Source organism: Streptomyces sp. 1222.5, assembly GCF_900105245.1.
Lineage (GTDB): Bacteria > Actinomycetota > Actinomycetes > Streptomycetales > Streptomycetaceae > Streptomyces > Streptomyces albidocamelliae.
Genome location: NZ_FNSZ01000002.1, coordinates 110,801 through 132,210, shown reverse-complemented (window position 1 = coordinate 132,210; position 21,410 = coordinate 110,801). Strand labels below are relative to the sequence as shown.

The 21,410-nt window shown below is 72.2% G+C and carries 16 protein-coding genes; 14 read left to right on the top strand and 2 right to left on the bottom strand.

Features of this window, described 5'->3' with window-relative positions:
- The first annotated feature begins 40 nt into the window (after positions 1 to 40).
- The 9 genes from BLW57_RS40085 (at position 41) to BLW57_RS40045 (ending at position 13,896) form a co-directional block, all read left to right on the top strand.
- Positions 41 to 484: a winged helix-turn-helix transcriptional regulator gene (locus tag BLW57_RS40085; RefSeq protein ID WP_093481245.1), complete on the top strand. Its 444-nt coding sequence runs from the start codon at positions 41 to 43 to the stop codon at positions 482 to 484.
- Positions 485 to 587: 103 nt separating this feature from the next.
- Positions 588 to 1,565, top strand: coding sequence for a DUF1702 family protein (locus BLW57_RS40080; protein WP_093481244.1), 978 nt, complete (start codon positions 588 to 590; stop codon positions 1,563 to 1,565).
- 90 nt (positions 1,566 to 1,655) lie between these two features.
- On the top strand, positions 1,656 to 2,645 hold the full coding sequence (locus BLW57_RS40075; protein ID WP_093481243.1) for a DUF1702 family protein: 990 nt from the start codon (positions 1,656 to 1,658) through the stop codon (positions 2,643 to 2,645).
- Between the two features lie 56 nt (positions 2,646 to 2,701).
- Entirely contained in the window at positions 2,702 to 4,552 is a 1,851-nt protein-coding gene (locus tag BLW57_RS40070) for a CRTAC1 family protein (protein WP_093481242.1), read from the top strand.
- Positions 4,553 to 4,554: 2 nt separating this feature from the next.
- Positions 4,555 to 5,673 (top strand): enediyne biosynthesis protein, encoded by a 1,119-nt coding sequence (locus tag BLW57_RS40065; RefSeq protein ID WP_093481241.1) that lies wholly within the window; start codon positions 4,555 to 4,557, stop codon positions 5,671 to 5,673.
- Complete coding sequence (locus tag BLW57_RS40060) at positions 5,670 to 11,546, top strand: type I polyketide synthase (RefSeq protein ID WP_093481240.1); 5,877 nt, start codon at positions 5,670 to 5,672, stop codon at positions 11,544 to 11,546. Before BLW57_RS40065 ends, BLW57_RS40060 begins: the two co-directional genes overlap by 4 nt.
- Before the next feature lie 3 nt (positions 11,547 to 11,549).
- Complete coding sequence (locus BLW57_RS40055) at positions 11,550 to 12,008, top strand: acyl-CoA thioesterase (protein WP_073901598.1); 459 nt, start codon at positions 11,550 to 11,552, stop codon at positions 12,006 to 12,008.
- Positions 12,005 to 12,550, top strand: a complete 546-nt coding sequence (locus tag BLW57_RS40050; protein ID WP_093481239.1) for a flavin reductase family protein — start codon at positions 12,005 to 12,007, stop codon at positions 12,548 to 12,550. The genes BLW57_RS40055 and BLW57_RS40050 overlap by 4 nt, the downstream gene beginning before the upstream one ends.
- Entirely contained in the window at positions 12,547 to 13,896 is a 1,350-nt protein-coding gene (locus tag BLW57_RS40045) for a cytochrome P450 (RefSeq protein ID WP_093481238.1), read from the top strand. Before BLW57_RS40050 ends, BLW57_RS40045 begins: the two co-directional genes overlap by 4 nt.
- Before the next feature lie 78 nt (positions 13,897 to 13,974).
- On the opposite strand, the gene BLW57_RS40040 is transcribed toward BLW57_RS40045, so the two are convergent.
- Complete coding sequence (locus BLW57_RS40040; protein ID WP_093481237.1) at positions 13,975 to 14,739, bottom strand: helix-turn-helix domain-containing protein; 765 nt, start codon at positions 14,737 to 14,739, stop codon at positions 13,975 to 13,977.
- 20 nt (positions 14,740 to 14,759) lie between these two features.
- A complete protein-coding gene (locus BLW57_RS40035; protein ID WP_371127882.1) occupies positions 14,760 to 15,836 on the bottom strand; it encodes a ParB/RepB/Spo0J family partition protein in 1,077 nt (358 codons plus the stop codon).
- Between the two features lie 290 nt (positions 15,837 to 16,126).
- Here BLW57_RS40035 and BLW57_RS40030 point away from each other — a divergent pair, with 290 nt between their 5' ends.
- The 5 genes from BLW57_RS40030 (at position 16,127) to BLW57_RS40010 (ending at position 21,401) form a co-directional block, all read left to right on the top strand.
- The gene (locus BLW57_RS40030) at positions 16,127 to 16,705 is read left to right on the top strand and encodes a DUF5987 family protein (RefSeq protein ID WP_093481236.1); all 579 of its coding nucleotides are present in this window, start codon (positions 16,127 to 16,129) and stop codon (positions 16,703 to 16,705) included.
- Positions 16,702 to 18,369 carry an FAD-dependent oxidoreductase gene (locus tag BLW57_RS40025; RefSeq protein ID WP_093481235.1) on the top strand — a complete coding sequence of 556 codons (1,668 nt, stop codon included), beginning with the start codon at positions 16,702 to 16,704 and terminating at the stop codon, positions 18,367 to 18,369. The genes BLW57_RS40030 and BLW57_RS40025 overlap by 4 nt, the downstream gene beginning before the upstream one ends.
- 109 nt (positions 18,370 to 18,478) lie before the next feature.
- Positions 18,479 to 19,519, top strand: a complete 1,041-nt coding sequence (locus BLW57_RS40020) for a carboxymuconolactone decarboxylase family protein (protein WP_093481234.1) — start codon at positions 18,479 to 18,481, stop codon at positions 19,517 to 19,519.
- A gap of 56 nt (positions 19,520 to 19,575) precedes the next feature.
- Complete coding sequence (locus tag BLW57_RS40015) at positions 19,576 to 20,385, top strand: TIGR03084 family metal-binding protein (protein ID WP_093481233.1); 810 nt, start codon at positions 19,576 to 19,578, stop codon at positions 20,383 to 20,385.
- Positions 20,386 to 20,507: 122 nt separating this feature from the next.
- Complete coding sequence (locus BLW57_RS40010) at positions 20,508 to 21,401, top strand: prephenate dehydrogenase/arogenate dehydrogenase family protein (RefSeq protein WP_093481232.1); 894 nt, start codon at positions 20,508 to 20,510, stop codon at positions 21,399 to 21,401.
- The last annotated feature ends 9 nt before the right edge of the window (positions 21,402 to 21,410 follow it).

Genomic DNA, 21,410 nt, shown 5'->3' with positions numbered 1-21,410 from the left:
CGGGTACCTTCACGCAACTCACCCTGCCTAGAGTGATCGCATGCTGAGACACACGTACGAGGGACAGGACTGCAGTCTCGCCCGTTCCCTCGAGGTCGTCGGCGAGCGCTGGACCCTTCTGATCGTCCGTTCGGCGCTCCTCGGCACCACGCGCTTCGACCAGTTCCTGTCCCACCTGGACATCGCACGCAACGTGCTCTCCTCGCGGCTGAACCGCCTGGTCGAGCAGGGCATCATGGAACGGGTGCCCTACCAGGACAAGCCGGTACGCCACGAGTACCGGCTCACCCCGGCGGGCCGGGACCTGACCCGGGCGGTCGTCGCCCTGATGCAGTGGGGGGACCGCAACCTGCCGCAGGAACTGGGCCCGCCCAGGCGCGCCGACCACCTCGGCTGCGAGGGCCGCGTCGAGGTCGAACTGCACTGCTCGCACTGCGGGCGCGCCGTGCACGACGAAGAGGTGGATGTGCGCCGCCTCCGCTGACCGCGGCGCACAGCGCACGGACGAAGATGCCTCACCGCCGCCGGGACGATGACCATGGCAGCCCCGCCGCCGGTAAGGGAGCGGCGCTTACGAGGAGGCGTCCGTGCCGGCATTGGGAGCGCTGCGCAGGCTCATCATGGCTCCGTCCCTGGACGAGGTCGGCTTCGCGCGGCGAGGATTCCGCGTGGAACCCACCGACCACACACGTCAGTTGGAGGCCGTACCGCAGGCGGTGGTGACCGGCTTCGAATGGGGCATCGAGGACCGCGACACCGCCACCACCGAGCGCCGGCTGGCGCTCGTCGACCCGCTCAACCGGGGCTTCGCCTACGAGGGCGCCACCATGGCCTGCGCGATCCGCGACACGATGGGCCCCAAGGGTCACCGCACCGCCGATCTGCTGCGCGGCGGCGGCAGGCCGCACATCTTCCTCAACTACATCGGCATCGGCTTCGCCATGGCCAAACTGCCCAGGCCGCTGTGGAAGAAGCTCGTCCCGGACCTGGACGAGCCCGACCTGTACCCGGCGATGAGCTGGCTGTGCGTCGACGGCTACGGCTTCGACCGCGCCTACTTCGACACCCGCACCTGGGTGGACGGACAGCGCCTCGACACCCCCTACGCCTGGGACGGCGCCCCCGACTACTGGCAGCGCGCCTTCGACCAGGGTGTCGGCCGCGCGCTGTGGTTCATCCACGGCGGCCACGTGGGCAACGTGTCCGCGGCCGTACGGGCGTTCGCCGGCGACCGCAGGGCCGACCTGTGGAGCGGTGTCGGCCTCGCCTCGACCTTCGCGGGCGGCACGACGGCGGCCGGCCTGAGCGCACTGCACACGGAGGCGGGCGACCTCGCCGGGCACCTCGCGCAGGGCGCCGTGTTCGCCGCCAAGGCCCGCCACCACTCCGGGTACGTCCCCGAGCACAGCAGCGCCGCGGTGCACGCGTTCACCGGGCGCACCGTCGAGGCCGTCGCGCGCCTCGCCGACGACTGCGCGGCCACCGCCCCCGAGGACGGGACCGGACCGGCCTACGAGGTATGGCGCCGCAATGTGCGCCGGCAACTGAGCGCCGCCGTTGTTTGAGCACATCTGAAGTAGACGCCCCTCCGAGGCCCCTGACTACATTCGATTCGCTGGGGGATTCAAGGGATTCGAGAGGGGCGGTTCACTGCTGTGTCCAGTTTCTTTGGCGCTTTCAGGCGCCGATTGCTCACACCTCCGGTTTCCGAGACGACCATGGAGGTGCGCGGTTTTCATGTGAAGAACGCGGAAGCAAAGCAACGCCTTGAGTACATCGGTGAGGTGTTCCTCAAGGGGTACGCCTACGCGGTGGAGGCGGGTTCGCCCGCCGAGGCCGAGGAACTGCTGGAGACCGTCCCGCGGGACATGCGCGGCTTCGCCTACGAGGGCGCCGGCATGGGAGCGGCGGTGTACGACTCGCTGCCCGGACACGGCGGCCGGCTCCAGGGGCTGCTGGCCGGCCGGGGCCGCGACCACGACTACATGATCTACGTCGGCATCGGCTGGGCGATGGCCCGCCTGCCCAAGCCGCTGTGGCCCGACATCCGTTCCACCGACCCGCTGCTGCGCTGGCTGGCACTGGACGGCTACGGATTCCACCAGGCGTACTTCAAGACCGGCGCGTACGTGCGCACCCCGCACGTGCAGCACCCCTTCCGCTGGCGCGGCGGTCACAACCACTACACGGCCAACGCCATCGACCAGGGCATCGGCCGCGCCCTGTGGTTCGTCGGCGGCACCGACCCCGACGTCGTCACCGGCCTGATCCGCGCCTACCCCGAGCACCGGCACTCCGACCTCTACGCGGGCGCCGGCCTCGCCTGCGCCTACGCCGGCAGCGTCGGCGAGGACGAACTCGCCCGCTTCGTCGAGGGCGCGGGCGAGCACCGCTGGGCGCTCGCCCAGGGGTCCGCGTTCGCCACCGAGGCGCGGATCAAGGCCGGCACGGTCATCGACCACACCCACCTCGCGGCCCGCGTGGTGTGCGGCACGACGGCCGAGGGTGCCGCGCAGGTGTGCCGTGACACCCGGCCCCGTACGCCCGAGTCCGCCGGCCCGTTCCCGGCCTACGAGGCATGGCGCCACGACATCGCCGCGCAACTCGCTTCCTCGTCGCTCGTTTCGAAAGGTGCTGACCAGTGACGGTCGCAAAGAACTGGATTCGCAGAAATTCACCGGGAATAGTCGCCCTGGCCCTGATGGTGGGCACTTTCTACGGTGTCCGGCTGCCTGAGTCCTCGGCCGCCGAGGTCGACAGCCTGGCAAAGAATTACTCGTTCGAGCCGATGTCCATCGCCGAGCCCGCCGGATTCAAGAAGCAGGAGATCCGGCAGGTCAACAAGGCGTACAAGCACATCGCCGCGTGGATCTCCTCGGTCGGTGCGGGTATCGCCGTCAACGACATGGACGGGGACGGGCTGTCCAACGACCTGTGCGTCGTCGACCCGCGCATCGACCAGGCCTTCGTCACCCCGGCGCCGACGCGCAAGGACGCCTACGCGCCGTTCGCGCTGAACCCGGCGCCGCTCGGCACCAGCAGGACGATGGCGCCCATGGGCTGTGTGCCCGGCGACTACAACGAGGACGGCAAGATCGACCTCCTCGTCTACTACTGGGGCCGCACCCCGGTCATCTTCGTGAACCAGGCCCACAAGGGGCAGCCGCTGACGGCCCGTTCCTTCCGGCCGACCGAGCTGCTGCCCGGCAAGTCCGGCGCGAAGTACACCGGCCCGATGTGGAACTCCAACGCCGCCGCCGTCGCCGACTACGACGGTGACGGCCACGCCGACATCTTCATCGGCAACTACTTCCCCGACAGCCCCGTCCTGGACCCGACCAAGGACGGCGACGTCACCATGAACGCCTCGCTGTCGCACGCCACCAACGGCGGCGGCGGCCACTTCTTCCGCTGGACGAAGAACGGCTACGAGAAGGTCGACGACGCCATCCCGCAGGGCATCAACCACGGCTGGACGCTCGGCGCCTCCGCGGCCGACCTGGACGGCGACCACCTGCCGGAGATGTTCCTCGCCCACGACTTCGGCACCTCCGCGCTGCTGTACAACGAATCCAAGCCGGGCACGATCAAGTTCGCCCAGGTCAAGGCCGTGCACAGCGGCAGCGTGCCCAAGTCCAAGGAACTGGGCCGCAGCTCGTTCAAGGGCATGGGCGTCGACTTCGGCGACCTGGACCACGACGGCCTGTACGACATGTTCGTCAGCAACATCACGACGTCGTTCGGTATCCAGGAGTCGAACTTCGCCTTCTTCGACCAGGCCAAGAGCAAGGCCGACCTGCGCAAGAGCTTCCAGAAGGGCGAAGCGCCGTTCAAGGACAAGTCCTCCGGTCTCAACCTCGCCTGGTCCGGCTGGGGCTGGGACGTGAAGATGGGCGACTTCGACAACAACGGCGACCTGGAGATCACCCAGGCCAACGGCTTCGTCAAGGGCAAGACCAACCGCTGGCCGCAGCTCCAGGAACTCGCCACCGCCAACGACGCCCTCGTGGCCAACCCGCAGTGGTGGCCCAACGTCCGCCACGGCGACGACCTGGCCGGCAACCAGCGCATGCGCTTCTACGCCAAGAACCCCGCGACCGGCAAGTACGTCAACCTGTCCGAGGCCCTCGGCATCGGCGAGCCGATGCCCACCCGCGGCCTCGCCACCGCCGACGTCGACGGTGACGGCCGCCTGGACCTGGCGGTGGCCCGCCAGTGGGGCGAGCCGGTCTTCTACCACAACGTGAGCCGGCACACCGGCGCCTACCTGGGCCTGACGCTCACCCACCCCGACGGCGCCCCCGTCGTGGGCGCCGAGGTCTGCGTCCAGCTGCCCGACGGCACCAAGCGCGTCGACCGCATCGACGGCGGCGGCGGCCACTCCGGCAAGCGCAGCACCGACATCCACATCGGCCTCGGCAAGGGGATCAAGGGCCCGCTGCCCACCCAGATCACCTGGCGCGACCGGGGCGGTGACGTCCACGAGCAGGAACTGACGCTGAAGCCGGGCCGGCACAGCATCGAACTCGGCGACCTGGCCAAGGAGAAGTGACCATGTCCCCCCAGACCAACGCACCACGCCACAACCCGAAGGTCGTCACGGCCCTGCGCCGGTTCGCGATCTCCATCTCCGTCCTGAACATCTTCGGATACACGGTGCTGGGCTTCGAGCAGCCCTGGACCTGGCCGCTGATCGCTCTGGCCACCGCCTACTCGCTCGAGATCGTCCTGGAGATCATCGGCGCCCGCGCCGAGGGCCGCACGGCACGCTTCCGCGGCAACGGCCCCCGCGGCGTCATGGAGTTCCTCTACCCGGCCCACATCACCGGTCTCGCGGTGAACATGCTGTCGTACGTCAACGACATCGTGTGGGTCATGATGTTCGGCGTCATCGTCGCCGTCGGCACCAAGTGGGTGCTGCGCGCCCCGGTCAAGGGCCGCATGCGGCACTTCATGAACCCGTCGAACTTCGGCATCGCCGTCATCCTGGTGCTCTTCCCGTGGGCGTCCATCGCGCCGCCGTACCAGTTCACCGAGTACCTCGACGGCGGCTTCGACTGGCTCGTGCCGGCCATCATCCTCTCGCTCGGCACCATGCTGAACGCCAAGCTCACCGAGCGGATGTGGCTGATCCTCGCCTGGCTCGGCGGCTTCGCCCTCCAGGCGATCGTCCGCGGCCTGCTGTTCGACACCTCCATCCCCGCGGGCCTCGCCATGATGACCGGCGTGGCGTTCGTGCTCTTCACGAACTACATGATCACCGACCCGGGCACGACGCCGTCCTCCAAGTGGGGCCAGATCGCCTTCGGCAGCGGTGTCGCCACCCTGTACGGCGTGGTGACCGCGCTGGGCATCGCCTACGGCCTGTTCTTCGCAACCGCCCTCGCATGCGGCATCCGCGGCACCTTCCTGTGGACCGCCGACATCGTGGCGCGCAAACGGGCCGAGGAGGCCCTCGCGCTCGCCGCCGTCACCCGGTCCGTCGCCCAGGCCGACGCCGTCGCCCAGAAGGCCGCCGACACCGCCGCCTGCACCTGCCCCGAAGGCGCCTGCGCGTGCCCCGCCCCGGCCGACGCCGAGGCCGCCGCGTGCGCCTGCCCGGAGGGTGCCTGCTCCTGCCCCGCCCCGGCCGACGCCGAGGCCGAGACCCTGAGGACACCGGTGGTCGCATGACCAGAATCGCCATCGTCGGCATGGCCTGCCGCTATCCCGACGCAACCGACCCCAAGCAGCTGTGGGACAACGCCGTCGCCGGACGACGCGCGTTCCGCCGCCTGCCCGACGTCCGCATGAACCTGGACGACTACTGGGACGCGGACCCGACCACACCCGACACCTTCTACGCCCGCAACGCCGCGGTCATCGAAGGCTACGAGTTCGACAGGATCGCCCACCGCATCGCCGGCAGCACCTTCCGCTCCACCGACCTGACCCACTGGCTCGCCCTGGACACCGCAGGACGCGCCCTCGCCGACGCCGGGTTCCCGGCCGGCGAGGGCCTGCCCCGCGAACGCACCGGCGTCGTCGTCGGCAACACCCTCACCGGCGAGTTCTCACGCGCCAACGTGATGCGGCTGCGCTGGCCGTACGTACGGCGGGTGCTGGCCGCCGCCCTCAAGGGCGAACAGGACTGGGACGACGACCGCATCGCCCACTTCCTCGGCGACGTCGAGACCGCCTACAAGGAGCCGTTCCCGGCCATCGACGAGGACACCCTCGCCGGCGGACTCGCCAACACCATCGCCGGCCGGATCTGCAACCACTTCGACCTCAACGGCGGCGGCTACACCGTCGACGGCGCCTGCTCCTCCTCGCTGCTCTCGGTCACCACCGCGGGCACCGCGCTGGTCAACGGTGACATCGACGTCGCCGTCGCCGGCGGCGTCGACCTGTCGATCGACCCCTTCGAGATCATCGGCTTCGCCAAGACCGGCGCGCTCGCCAAGGGCGAGATGCGCCTGTACGACCGCGGCTCCAACGGCTTCTGGCCGGGCGAGGGCTGCGGCATGATCGTCCTGATGCGCGAGGAGGACGCCCTCGCCGCCGGCCACCGCGTCTACGCGACCATCGCGGGCTGGGGCGTCTCCTCCGACGGCCAGGGCGGCATCACCCGCCCCGAGGTCAGCGGATACCAGCTCGCCCTCAAGCGGGCCTACGACCGGGCCGGGTTCGGCATCGAGACCGTCCGGCTCTTCGAGGGCCACGGCACCGGCACCGCCGTCGGCGACGCCACCGAGCTGACCGCCCTCATGGGCGCCCGCCGCGAGGCCGACCCCGACGCGCCGCGCGCGGCCATCACCTCCATCAAGGGCATGATCGGCCACACCAAGGCCGCCGCCGGCGTCGCCGGTCTGATCAAGGCGGCCATGGCCGTCGACCACCAGACCCTCCCGCCGGCCATCGGCACCGTCGACCCGCACGAACTGCTCGCCGACGACCAGGCCAACCTCACAGCGCTGCGCAAGGCCGAGGCCTGGCCCGAGGACGCGCCGCGCCGAGCCGGCGTCACCGCCATGGGCTTCGGCGGCATCAACACCCACATCGTCCTCGACGAGCCCGCCGGGCGGCGGCGCACGGCCCCCAGCAGGCGCTCCGCCACCCTCGCGAACGCCTCGCAGGACTGCGAGCTCCTCGTCCTGGACGGTGAGTCCCCGAAGTCGCTGCGCGCGCGGCTGACCGAGGTCGCCGCCTTCGCCGCCCAGGTCTCCTACGGCCAGGTCGCCGACCTCGCCGCCACGCTCCAGCGGGAGCTGCGCGGGCTGCCGTACCGCGCGGCCGTCGTCGTCTCCTCCCCGGAGGACGCCGAGCGCCGCCTCACCCACCTCGCCGGCCTGCTGGAGACGGGAGAGACGTCGTACACAGCCGCCGACGGCCGAGGCTTCCTCGGCCGGGCGGACGGACGCGCCCGGATCGGCTTCCTCTTCCCGGGCCAGGGCTCCGGTCACGGCGCCGGCGGAGGGGCGCTGAGCCGTCGCTTCCCCGAGGCAGCCGAGGTCTTCGCCCGGGCCGCACTGCCCACCACCGGCGACATGGTCGCCACCGACGTGGCCCAGCCGCGCATCGCCACCGGCTCCGCCGCGGGCCTGCGCGTCCTCGACACCCTGCGGCTGGAGGCGTCCGTCGCCGTCGGCCACAGCCTCGGCGAACTGTCCGCCCTGCACTGGGCGCAGGCCCTCGACGAGGAGACGCTCCTCGAAGCGGCACGGGTACGCGGCCGGGCCATGGCCCAGCACGGCGACCCGGGCACGATGGCCTCGCTCGCAACCGCACCCGAGCAGGCCGAGGAACTCCTCGCCGGCCTCGACGCCGTCATCTCCGGGTACAACGGCCCGGAGCAGACCGTCGTCGCCGGTTCACCCGCGGACATCGAGGAGGTGGGGCGCCGCGCCGAGCGCGCCAGCGTCGCCTGCATCCCCCTCAAGGTCTCGCACGCCTTCCACTCGCCACTCGTCGCCGGCTCCGCCGCGACGTTCGGCGACTGGCTGGCCACCGCCCGCCTCGGCGCCCCCTCCGCGCCGGTCATCTCCACCGTCACCGGCGAGGGGCTGACCCAGGAGACGGACCTGGCCGCGCTGCTCACCGCGCAGATCACCGGCCCCGTCCGCTTCACGCAGGCGGTGCGCGAGGCCGCCCGTCACGTCGACCTGTTCGTCGAGGTCGGCCCCGGACGGGTCCTCACCGGCCTCGCCCAGGCCGCCACCGGCATCCCCGCCGTCGCCCTCAACACCGACGACGAGTCGCTGCGCGGGGTCCTGGCCGTCGCCGGAGCCGCGTTCGTCGCGGGAGCGCCCCTCGCTCTGGAGCGGCTCTTCGAGGACCGGCTCATCCGGCCCCTGGAGGTCGGGCAGGAGTTCTCCTTCCTCGCCAACCCCTGTGAGCAGGCGCCGCGCGAGGGGGTGCCGGCGGCCGTGCGCCGTCCGGCCCCCGCCGCCTCCGCCGTTCCGACGGGACCGGCCACGCGGACCGCGGGCACGACAGCGGCACCGGCCACGGCGGCCGTGGACGCCACGGCTGCCGAGGAAACGGCCGACACCGGCGCCGACGCGCTGGGGGTGCTGCGCGCCCTCGTCGCCGAGCGCGCCGAACTGCCCGCCGAACTGGTCGACCCCGACAGCCGGCTCCTGGACGACCTCCACATGAGCTCGATCACGGTCGGTCAGATCGTCAACCAGGCGGCGTCCCGCCTCGGGATCGCCGCCGCACAGGTGCCGACCAACTTCGCCACCGCCACCCTCGCCGAACTCGCCGAGGCGCTGGACACCCTGGTCAGCACCGGCGGCACCGTGGAGAGCGACACCCCCGTCGTCGCGGGCGCGGCCCCCTGGGCCCGTCCCTTCGCCGTCGACCTCGACGAGGTCGCCCGGCCGCACGCGGCCGCCGACGGCACCGACGGCGACTGGGAACTCTTCGCCACCGACGGCCACCCGTACGCCGAACGGCTGCGCCGGGAACTCGCGGGCGCCGGTGTCGGCGCCGGTGTCCTCGCCGTACTGGCCAAGGGCTGCGGCCGCCAGGAGGTGGACCGGGTGCTGGCCGCCGCGCACAGCGCCCTCGCCGGGGACCGCGCACGGCGCTTCGTCCTCGTCCAGGACGGGCGCGGCGCCGCCGGCCTGGTCAAGACGCTGCACCAGGAGGCGACGTACCTGCGGACCACCGTCGTCCACACCCCGGCGGTGCCGGACGTGGTGGAACGCGTCGTGGCCGAGGTCGCGGCGACCACCCGGTTCGCCGAGGTCCACTACGACGACGCCGGCGCGCGCCGGGTGCCGACCCTGCGGGCCCTGCCCGTGGCGGCGCAGCGCACCGAGTCCCCGCTGGACGCCTCCGACGTCCTGCTGGTGACCGGCGGCGGCAAGGGCATCTCCGCCGAGTGCGCGCTGGCCGTGGCCCAGCGCACCGGCGCCAAGCTCGCCGTCCTCGGCCGGTCCGACCCGGCCCAGGACCCCGAACTCGCCGAGAACCTGGAGCGGATGCGTGCCGACGGAGTCCGCGTGCACTACGCGCGCGCCGACGTCACCGCCCCCGAGCAGGTCACCGCCGCCGTGGCCGAACTGACGCAGGAACTGGGCGCGATCACCGGCCTGCTGCACGGCGCCGGACGCAACGAGCCGAACGCGCTCGGGCGGCTCACCCCGCAGGACTTCGAACGGACCTTCGCCCCCAAGGTCGACGGACTGCGCACCGTCCTAGACACGGTGGGCGCCGACGGCCTGAAGCTGCTGGTCACCTTCGGCAGCATCATCGGCCGGGCCGGTCTGCGCGGAGAGGCCCACTACGCCACCGCCAACGAGTGGCTGGCCGACCTCACCGAGGAGGTCGCCCGCACCCACCCGAACATGCGCGCCCGCTGCGTGGAATGGTCGGTGTGGTCGGGCGTCGGCATGGGCGAGAAGCTCTCCGTCGTCGAGACCCTCTCCCGCGAGGGCATCACCCCGGTCTCCCCGGACCAGGGCGTGGACATCCTGCTGCGCCTGATCGAGGACCCGGACGCGCCCGTCGTCACGGTCGTCAGCGGCCGCACCGAGGGCATCGACACCGTCCGCCGCGACCTGCCCGCCCTGCCGATGCTGCGCTTCACCGGCAACCCGCTGGTGCGCTACCACGGCGTCGAGCTGGTCACGGAGGTCGAGCTGAACGCTGGCACCGACCCCTACCTGTCCGACCACCTGCTCGACGGCAACCTGCTCCTGCCCGCCGTCATCGGCATGGAAGCCATGACCCAGGTCGCCTCCGCGGTCACCGGGAACACCGGCGCACCCGTCATCGAGGGCGCGAAGTTCCTGCGTCCCATCGTCGTACCGCCGAACGGCAGCACCCGGATCCGGATCGCGGCGACCGTCACCGGCCCCGACGCCGTCGACGTCGCCATCCACGCCGAGGACACCGGCTTCGTCGCCGAGCACTTCCGCGCCCGGCTGCTGTTCAACGCGGCGGCGGCGCCCGACGGCCCGCCGCTGCAGGTGCCCGAGGACACCCCGGTCGTCCCCCTGGACCCGGCCGCCGACCTGTACGGCAGCGTCCTGTTCCAGGGCGCCCGCTTCCAGCGGCTGCGCCGTTTCCACCGGGCCGCCGCCCGGCACGTGGACGCCGAAGTCACCGTGCAGCAGCGGCCCGAGGGCTGGTTCGCCGGATTCCTGCCCGGTGAGCTGCTGCTCGCCGACCCCGGCATGCGCGACGCGCTCATGCACGGCAACCAGGTGTGCGTCCCGGACGCCACCCTGCTGCCGTCCGGCGTGGAACGGATCCACGCGCTCGGCTCCGGCGACCACGTGCCCGACCGGCTGCGGTACACGGCCGTCGAACGCAGCCGCGACGGCGACACCTACGTGTACGACATCGCGGTGCGCGACGAGCACGGCACCGTCGTCGAACGCTGGGACGGCCTCACCCTGCACGCCGTGCGCAAGACCGACGGCTCCGGGCCGTGGGTCGCCCCGCTGCTCGGCCCGTACCTGGAGCGCTCCCTGGAGGACGTCGTCGGCAGCCGGATCGCCGTCGCCGTCGAGCCGCACGGGGAGACCCCCGCCGGCTCCGTGGCCCAGCGCCGCAGCTTCACCGCGGACGCGGCGGCCCGCGCCCTGGGCAGCCCCGTCGCGGTCCGGCACCGCCCGGACGGGCGGCCGGAACTGGAGCCGGCCCGGCACATGTCGATGTCGGCGGCCCACGGCCTCGGGGTCACCCTCAGCGCCGTCTCCGACACCGAGGTCGCCTGCGACATCGAGGCGGTCAGCATGCGCTCGGCCGACGAGTGGCGCGGGCTGCTCGGTGAGCACGCCGCCGTCGCCGAACTGGTCGCCCGGGAGACGGGCGAGGCGCCGGACACCGCGGCCACCCGGGTGTGGGGCGCCGTGGAGTGCCTGCGGAAGGCCGGCATCATGGCCGGCGCGCCGCTGACGGTGCTGCCGCGCCGCAAGGACGCCTGGGTGGTCTTCGCCGCCGGCGACCTGCGGATCGCGACGTTCGTCACCGCGCTGCGCGACGCCCTGGAGCCGGCGGTCTTCGCATTCCTCACGCACGAGACTCAACTCACCGAAGGGAGGGCCTAGACCATGGCGGACGACTACTTCGAGTACCGGCACACGGTCGGCTTCGAGGAGACCAACCTCGTCGGCAACGTGTACTACGTGAACTACCTGCGCTGGCAGGGCCGGTGCCGCGAGCTGTTCCTGCAGCAGAAGGCGCCGGCGGTGCTGGCCGACGTCCAGGACGACCTGAAGCTGTTCACGCTGAAGGTGGACTGCGAGTTCTTCGCCGAGATCACCGCCTTCGACGAGCTGTCCATCCGGATGCGGCTGGCCGAACTCGGCCAGACTCAGCTGGAGTTCACCTTCGACTACGTCAAGGTGACCGGCGGCGCGGAAGTCCTGATCGCCCGCGGCCGCCAGCGGATCGCGTGCATGCGCGGCCCGAACACCAACACGGTGCCCTCGCTCATCCCCGAGGCACTGGCCCACGCCCTCGAGCCGTACTCCGCCCAAGGCCGGGCGCTGACGGGGCGGGCGGCATGAGCACCCTGGCCGCCGCGCCGCCGCGGGACGCCGTCACCGGCGATCCCGCGCGGCTGCGGCGGGCCTTCGGGTCCTTCGCCACCGGAGTGACGGTCGTGACCGTCGGCGGGACCAGCCCGCGCGGCATGACCGCCAACTCCTTCACCTCGGTGTCGCTGGATCCGGCCCTGGTGCTGTTGTGCGTCGGCAACGACGCCGTCATGAACCGGGTCCTCGCCGGGACCGACACCTTCGCGGTGTCGGTCCTCGGTGCCGGGCAGGAGGACGTTGCCCGGCACTTCGCCGACCGCTCCCGGCCCGTGGGCGCCGCACAGTTCGACGCCATGGACTGGCTGCCCGGGCCGGCCAGCGGCGCCCCGCTGATCGCCGGTGCGGCTGCCCACTTCGAGTGCGCCCGCTGGCGGGCGTACGACGGCGGCGACCACACGGTCCACCTTGGCCGGGTGCTCGCCCTGGACGCCGTGCCGGACCGCGAGCCGCTGGTCTTCCACCACGGCCGCTTCCGGCGGCTGGCCGGGCCCGCGGAAGGGGAGCGCGCATGAGCGTCCACCCGCCCGGGCCGCCCGTGTGGCGGCTGCCCGGACTGCTGCGCAAGCTCGCGGTCGACCGGCTCGGCATGATGCGGGACGCAGCCGACCTCTCCGACGCCGTCCGCGTCTCCATGGGCCCGAAGAAGCTGTACATCTTCAACCGGCCGGACTACGCCAAGCACGTGCTGGCCGACAACGCCGCCAACTACCACAAGGGCATCGGCCTGGTGGAGTCCCGCAAGGTGCTCGGCGACGGCCTGCTCACCAGCGAGGGCGAGCTGTGGCGCGCCCAGCGCCGCAACGTGCAGCCCGCGTTCAAGCCCGGGCGGATCGCCGCCCAGGCCGGAGCCGTCGCCGAAGAGTCCGCCAAGCTGGTGGAACTGCTGCGCCGGCGGGCCGGGGACACTCCCGTCGACGTGCTGAACGAGGTCACCGGGCTCACCCTCGGTGTCCTCGGCCGCACCCTCATGGACACCCCCCTCGACGGGCACGGCGGTATCGAGCACGCCTTCGAGGCCGTCCAGGACCAGGCCATGTTCGACATGGTCAGCCAGGGCCTGGTACCGACCTGGGTGCCGTTCGGCACCCAGCGCCGGTTCCGCGCGGCGCGCCGGGAACTCACCCGGATCGTCGACGAACTGGTCGCCGACCGCAGTGCCCGCCTCACCGACGGGGACGGCGCCGACGACGCGTTCGCCCGGATGATCCTCGCCGCCCGCGCGCGCGAGGACGCCGCCCTCGGCCGCCGGCTGCTCCAGGAGGAACTGGTCACGCTGCTGCTGGCCGGCCACGAGACCACGGCCAGCACGCTCGGCTGGACCCTGCTGCTGCTCGCCCGCCACCCCCACGTACGCGACCTTGTGCGCGAGGAGGCGCGGGGCGTGCTGGCCGGCGGCCGCCTGCCGGACGCCGAGGACCTGCACAAGCTGACGTACACCACGCAGGTCGTGCAGGAGGCCATGCGGCTGTATCCGCCGGTGTGGATCCTGCCGCGCATCGCCCAGGGACCCGACCAGGTCGGCGGGTTCGACGTGCCCGCCAAGGCCGATGTGCTGGTGTGCCCCTACACCCTGCACCGCCATCCGGACCTCTGGGAGGACCCCGAGCGGTTCGACCCGGGCCGCTTCGACCCCGCGCGCGTCGCGCACCGGCACCGCTACGCCTACATCCCCTTCGGCGCCGGGCCGCGGTTCTGCGTGGGCAGCAACCTCGGAATGATGGAGGCGGTGTTCGTCACCGCGCTCGTCACCCGGGACCTCGACCTGGCAGTGGTGCCCGGACACCCGGGCGTCCCGGAGCCCATGATGTCCCTGCGGATGCGGGGCGGACTGCCGATGACGATCCGGGCGGCGGACTGAGGCGGGCACCGCGCGGGCCACGCGCGAAGGGGCGGGCACGGATTTCCGTGCCCGCCCCTTCGCCGGTTCCTGGAGCGGTCAGCCGGCGATGCGGTCCATGGCGTCGGCGCGCAGGTCGAGCAGCGCCATCAGCACCGGCGGGTCCAGGGCGTCCAGCGGGCGCAGGACGATCTCGGCCGGCATCAGCAGGGTGTCCTCGTGCGCGGTCACCGGTCCGTAGCTGCCCACGGAGACGACGTCACGGTCACCGGTGCCGGACGGCATGTGCTCGTAGCCGTACGGCACGGAGTGCACCAGCACGTGCCAGGTGCCGGCCGGGACGTCACGCAGCTCGAAGGAGCCGGGACCGTCCAGGACCGCGCAGCGCACCGGCCGCCCCTGCGGGACGGGCGTGGGGAACAGGCCCACGAAGCAGTGACCGGGCGCGCGGTCCTGGGGCAGGTGCACGCGCCCGCGCAGTGCACCCCTGGAGTGCTCGCTCTGTTCGTCCGGACCGATTTCCGTGGTGAATCCGTCCAATTCCCGGAACATGCTCGGTGAGACGCCGACGCAGGACTTGAATCGGGAACTGAAGGTACCGACGCTGCTGTATCCGACCTGGCTGCTGATGTCGGCGACGCTGAAATCCGTCTGGAGGAGCAGGCGTTTCGCCTCCTGCAGACGCAGGGCGGAGAGAAAGCGACCGGGGGATGTGCCTGTCACGTCCCGGAACACGCGGGTGAAATGGAACTTGCTGAACATGGCGGTGCGGGCCATGTCGTCGATCGTGAGTTCCTGGCCGAGATTCGCATGCATTTCGTCGATGACTCGAAGGACAGCGGCTTCGATCGCGGTGGTGGTCACCGTTTCTCCCTGTCTGTGCATCATGCTCCCTGCCGAGATTCGGGGGCCGCGTGCCGGGATGGAGCGGGCGTCGTGTGGGTCAGCCGCCGCCGGTCGAGGTCCTCGGCGAACCGCTTCCAGGCGCCCGCGCACTGGAGGGCCAGTTCCGCGACGGTGCCCGTGCAGTGCGGAGGGACCGCGTCGGCCTGCTGGCGCCAGGCCTCGTCGACGATGAAGTGGGTGTGCAGCCAGCGAAGGAACTGGCGCCCGGACTCGGAGTGCCGCAGGGACGGGTCGCCGGCGAGCCGCCGCAGGGTCTCCAGGGATCCGCGGGTGCGGTTCGATCCGGAGGGACCCCCGTCGGCCGCCGGGGCGCCGTTGCCGGTGGCCGACGGGGCGGCCAGGGGTTCGGGGCGGTCCCCCGTCTCCGCGGCCTCGCGCCGGGCGGGCGCCCGGCGGCCCGTGGGCACCGGGGCCTCGCCGCGCAGCAGCCGCTGGCGCACGTCGTGGGCGGTGCCCAGCGACAGCCCGGTCTCCTTGACGATCGCCCGCAGCGGCAGATCCGGCCTGCGGGTCATGAGTTCGGCGGCCCGGATCCGCTCCGCCGTGCGGTCGAGCGGGTGGGCGCGGCCGTCGGCGCCGATCCGGATGTTCGACTGCGGAGAATCCGCGGTCGAACACGGGCGGAGCGTCGCGACCGTCTTCGCGTCGAGCCCGGTGTAGGCGGCGACGGCCCGGTCGGACAGGTCGGAACGGGAGCGCAGTATGCGCTCGGCGGCCGCCTTGCGGTCCGCCACGGACAGCGGCAGGCCGTGCGCGATATTGGCCGTCACCGACCGCAGAAACGCTTCCTCGTCCGCGCCGTCGAAGTACTGCACCTCCACCGACGTGAGCCCGTTAGCGGCGGCCGCGGCGACCCGGTGCATTCCGTCGACCACCCGCATGGTCCCGCGGTGGACGAGAATCGGGGGCAGCGTGGTGTAGATGTCGGTGAGGCGGCGCACGTGACTTTCGTCGACGCCGTTCAGGCGGGGCGAATCGGCCGGCATGAGCGCCTCTATCCGCACCCGGTGAGTGAAGTTGGCGGGCAGCGTCAGAGATCTGTCGTTGCTGTTCACCTCTCCCCTTCCCCCTCGGCGAGATCGAGACGTGCCCGGATTCCCTCGAACTGCGGGAGAGGGGCCCGGACGCCACGGAGAACAACGCATCCGAAGAGAGCATAGTGAACGACCTGTTTTTTTCTGGAGCCCGTCGGCGGGGACAACGCGACTTTGGCGGGTCGGGTATGCGGACCAGTGTTCGGGCGAACACCCACCTGGTTGGTTGTTTGAAAAGACCTAGCACTTCTAGCTTTTTCTCACGCCACCAGGAACCCCAAATGACCTGACCGGAGGCCCAGTTGCCCGCAGTGAGAAGAATCCCCGAGCGCAGGGTCGACATCGGGCCCGACACCACCCTCACCCTCGAGGCCTACGCGGACACCATCGTCCCGGGCGAGAAGCGGTGGCCCGGTGACCGGGCGATCGCCGGAGTCAGCACCGGCGGCGGCGCCGTCGTCTGCGGAGCCATCGACCTCCTTCGCTGGGACGCCACCGGTATCCACGACGGTCTGGAGGACCTGGCCGACCGAGTCAACGGCCACACCCGCAACTACGCCGAGAAGGCCGGCATCACCCTCGACCCGACCGTGCCGCCCTTCGTCTCCCTCGACTACGACGACCGAGTCCACCTCATCCAGGAACTGACCACGCCCGGCCACCCGGAGAAGGACTTCTGGGTCCTGCTCTCCCTCTTCTGCAACATGGCCTTCGACTCCGCGGCCCACCTGCACACCGCCGAGGCCCTCGCGGACGGCCACCCCGGTCTGACGGCCATGGGCATCACCCAGCCGGACACCGACGGACTGTGGCGCTTCAAGAACTCCGGCTACGGCAGACAGCTGGCCCAACCCCACCCCGACACCACCCCCACCGGGAGCCCCGCATGAGCGACGCGATCGAGAAGACCGACGTACTGGTCGTCGGCAGCGGCTTCGGCGGCGCGATCGCCGCCTACCACCTGGCCGCCGGCGGTGCCAAGGTCACCGTCCTGGAGCGCGGGCCCTGGCTGAAGACCGACGAGTTCGAGCACGACTACAAGCTCGGCTCCTCCTACACCCGCATCTTCGACTTCGTCGTCGGCGACGGCATGAGCGTGCTCGGCGGCAACTGCGTCGGCGGCGGCAGCGTCGTCTACTTCGCGGCCATGCCGCGGGCCCCCCGGTTCGTCTTCGACCGGCACGGCAGCATCGGCCGCCGGATGTGGCCCGAGGCCGTCAGCCGCGACACCCTCGACCCCTGGTACGACCGGATCGAGGAATCCCTGTCGGTCAGCAAGCCCGACTGGAACGAGGCCTCCTACTCCGGCGGCCTGTGGGCGGCGGCCTGCGACCACGCCGGGCGCACCGCCAACCCGCTCGCCGCGGCCGTCGACAACACCAAGTGCGTCAACTGCAACTTCATGATGGCCGGCTGCCGCTTCGAGGCGAAGCAGTCCCTCACCGTCAACTACCTGCCCGCCGCCCTCGCCCACGGTGCGGAGATCCGCCCCCTGCACGAGGTGCAGCACTTGGAGCGCACCGCCGACGGCGGCTACCGCGTCCACTACAACATCGTCCACGACGAGGACTACCGCCTGCAGGCCGGCTCCGGCGTCATCGAGGCCAAGATCGTCGTACTGGCGGCGGGCGCCGGCGCCACCCCGGTCATCCTGCAGCGCAGCGAGACCCACCTCGGCACGATGCCGCACGCGGTCGGCCGCTACTTCTCCGGCAACGGCGAGCGCCTCAACACGGCCATCCTCGACGAGGACAAGGTCGCCGAAATCCTCGGCCTGAGCCGCGGTGACGGCGAACTGCCCTACGGCGCCAACGCCATCGGCAAGGGCCCGACCGTGGCCAGCTGGGACAAGCTCGACGGCTCCCTGCCGGAGTACTCCCGCTACTCCCTGGAGCAGCTCTACTTCCCGCCGGGCCTCGGCACCATCCTCGCGCAGGCCCCCGACGCCACCGGCCCGACCTGGTTCGGCAAGGAGAAGAAGGAGATCCTGAAGAACTGGAAGTCCTGGCTGACGATCTTCTGCATGACCGAGGACGACAACGAAGGGGTCTTCGGGCCGCCGCCGGCCACCGGCAACTCCCACCGCATCTCCCAGCAGCTGCTCGGCCGCGGCAACCTGTCGTACAAACCGACGAAGAACACCTGGCACGGCTGGAACCAGGCCGACGCCGACGTGAAGGAGATCCTGGAGAAGGACGGCCTCGCCAAGGTGATGCCCTGGACCAACGACCTCGTCGGCGCCTACACCGTCCACCCGCTGGCCTCCTGCCGGATGGGCGACGACCCGGGCACCTCGGCCCTCGACGACACCAACGAACTGCGCGGCCACTCCGGCATCTTCGTCACCGACGGCTCCGCCGTCCCCGGAGCCCTGACCGTCAACCCGGCCATGACCATCGCCGCCCTCGCCGAACGCGCCGTGCCGCACATCGTGGCCGCCGCCCGGGCCAGGGGAGTGGACGTCACCTACGGCGCCCCCGCCCCCACCGGCTACAAGAGCGGACGCGCGGGTGTGCTGCCCCTGCTGAAGCAGCGCCGCCTCACCACCGTGTGAACCTTCCGAACGGCTTTTCGCGGCCCAGTGAGTTGCTTCAAAAAACCATCGACACATCCAGTGGGTTGCTTCACACAACCCGATCCGAACCGGGAACCAGGAGGCGGCGGTGCGACCGCTCGTAAGAATCCTGCTGAAGGGCTCCCTGCAGCAGATCCGGCACATCACGGCCGTCCCGCAGGACGCGGCCGGCGGCCCGGTGGCCGAGGTCTACGCCCAGGCCCGGCGGGAGTTCGGCATCGTCGCCCCGCCCCTCGCGCTGCACTCGCCGGCCCCCGAGACGCTCGCCGCCGCCTGGCTGCTGCTGCGCGAGACCCTCCTCGCCGAGGGCCGCGTCGGCCGGGCCGCCAAGGAAGCCGTCGCCACGGCCGTCTCCCAAGCCAACGACTGCCCCTACTGCGTCGAGGTCCACGAGGCCACGCTCGCCACCCTGGGCGCCGCCGACCGCCACGGACCGCTCGCCGAATGGGCCCGCGGCGCGGGCACCGACCCGGCCGCCGGACCCGCGGCGGCACCTTTCGACGCGCAGGAGGCCCCCGAGATCCTCGGCACCGCCGTCACCTTCCACTACCTCAACCGGATGGTCCGGCTCTTCCTGCCCGACTCCCCTGTCCCCGCCGCCGCCCCCGCCGCGGGCCGCGGACCGGCGATGCGGATGGTCGCCCGTGCCCTGCGCCCCGACCGGGGCCGGACCGTGGCGCCCGGCGCCTCGCTCGACCTGCTCCCCGCCGCCCCGCTGCCGGCCGGACTCGACTGGGCGAAGACCAGCCCGGCCGTCGCCGGCGCCCTCTCCAGGGCCGTAGCGTCCGTCGACGCCGCGGCGGAGCGCTGGATCCCGGAAGCCGTACGCGACCTGCTGCACGCCGAACTCGCCGTGCGAGACGGCACCGTGCCCGGCCCGAGCCGCGCCTGGCTGGGCGAGGCCACCGCCGCTCTGCCGGACGGGCACCTGCCCGCCGCCCGGCTCGCCCTCCTCATAGCCCTCAACCACCACCAGATCACCGACGCGGACATCGACGCGTTCCGCGCGGTCCACCCCGGCGACCGGGAACTGGTGGAACTCGCCTCCTGGGCGGCGCTCACCGCCGCCGTGAGGACCGGCGCCCGCCTCGGCGGAGCCGTCCGCCCCGCACCGTCCGCCGCCCGCTGACCGGCGGCACGCCCCTCACCCCGACCCCCGCTCCACCCTCACAAGGAGAAACCATCATGAGCACGCTCAACGACGTCGTGAAGGACCTCGCCACCGACATCGAGGAGACCGCCCGTCTCGTCGAGGGCCTCGACGAGCAGGCCTGGCACACCCCGACCCCCGCCACCGGCTGGACCATCGCCGACCAGATCGCCCACCTGACCTTCATCTTCCACCTGGCCGGCACCGCGGCCTCCGACCCCGAGGCCTTCGCCCAGCTCGCCGCCGGCGCCGCGGGCGACTTCGACGCCGCCGTCGACGCCGCTCTGCGCCAGTTCAACGCCTTCCCGCCCGCCGAACTGCTGGGCCGCTTCCGCGCCCTCGGCCGCCGGTCCGTCGACGCCCTCGCCGCAGTCCCCGAGGACCAGGTCGTGCCGTGGCTGGTCAACCCGCTGCCGCCGACCGTCCTCGCCTCCGCCGGGATCATGGAGATCTTCGGCCACGGCCAGGACATCGCCGACGCCCTCGGCGTGCACCGCGAGGCCACCGGACGACTGCGCCACCTGGTCTTCTTCGCCTTCCTCACGCGGGACTTCGGCTACCTGTCCCGCGGCCTGACCCCGCCGGCCGAGCCCTTCCGCATCGAGGTGACGGCCCCGACCGGCGAGGTGTGGGCGTACGGCCCCGAGGACGCCGAGAACAAGGTAACCGGACCCGCCGAGGACTTCTGCCTCCTGGTCACCCGCCGCCGCCACCGCGACGACCTCGCCCTCGTCGCCACCGGCGCAGAGGCCGACCGCTGGCTCGACATCGCGCAGGCCTACCGCGGCCCCGCCGGAGAGGGCCGCAAGCCGGGCCAGTTCGCCCACCCCGGCTGCGACCACTGAGGGGGGCCGCCCCACCGGCGGTCCCCTACCCGGACCGCCTCCCCCCTCCCGCACCCGCACCACTCGCACCACCCGCAGCCCACCGGCCACGGCGCGAAGGCGCCCCGCCGCAAGGAGCCACCATGACCACCACTCTGCGCACCGCCGTCGTCATCGGCTGCGGCACCACCGGCACCTCCCTCGCCCTCGCCCTCGGCCTCGCCGGCGTCCGGGTCACCCTCGTCGACGAGGACCCACGCGCCCTGGAAGAGGCCGTCTCCCTCGGTGCCGGCACCGCCTGGACGCCCGGACAGCCCCCCGCCGACATCGTCGTCGTCGCCACCGCCCCCTCGGCCGTCGTCGACGTCCTGCACAGCGCGCAGAGCAGGGGGCTCGGGCACGTCTACACCGACACGGCCGGCACCAAGGACATCGTCTGCGCCGAGGCCGAGCTGCGCGGCTGCGACCTCAAGGGATACGTACCGGGACATCCGCTGGCCGGCTCCGACGCACCCGCCCGGGACACCGCGGCCGCCAGCCGCTTCACCGGGCGGCCCTGGGTGGTGTGCCCGTACGAGACCACGCCCGACTGGGCGCTGGAGACCATGGACGCGCTGATCGAGGTGTGCGGGGCGTACCGGATCGACCTTGCCCCCCACGTGCACGACCGGATCGTCGCCGAACTGTCCCACGGCCCGCACCTGATCGCAGCCGCCCTCGCCACCCGGTTCGCCGACAGCTCCGAGGCGTTCCTCGGGCTCGCCGGGAACGGGCTGCGCGACGCCGTCCGCAGTGCGGGCGGCGACCCGTGGCTATGGGGCGACGTCCTCGCCCACAACGCGGGCCCGGTCGCCGACGTCCTCGACCGGGTCGCCGAACAACTCGCCCGGGCCGCCGCCATCCTTCGCGAGGGCGACGCAAGCGCCCCCCTCGAACTCGCGCCCACCCTGGAGGAGGGCCGGCGCGGACACGCCGCGCTGCAGCGCGCCGGCGAGCGGCGCACCCTGCGAGATGCGCCGGCCGGCGACCGGGTGTGACGGTCGGCC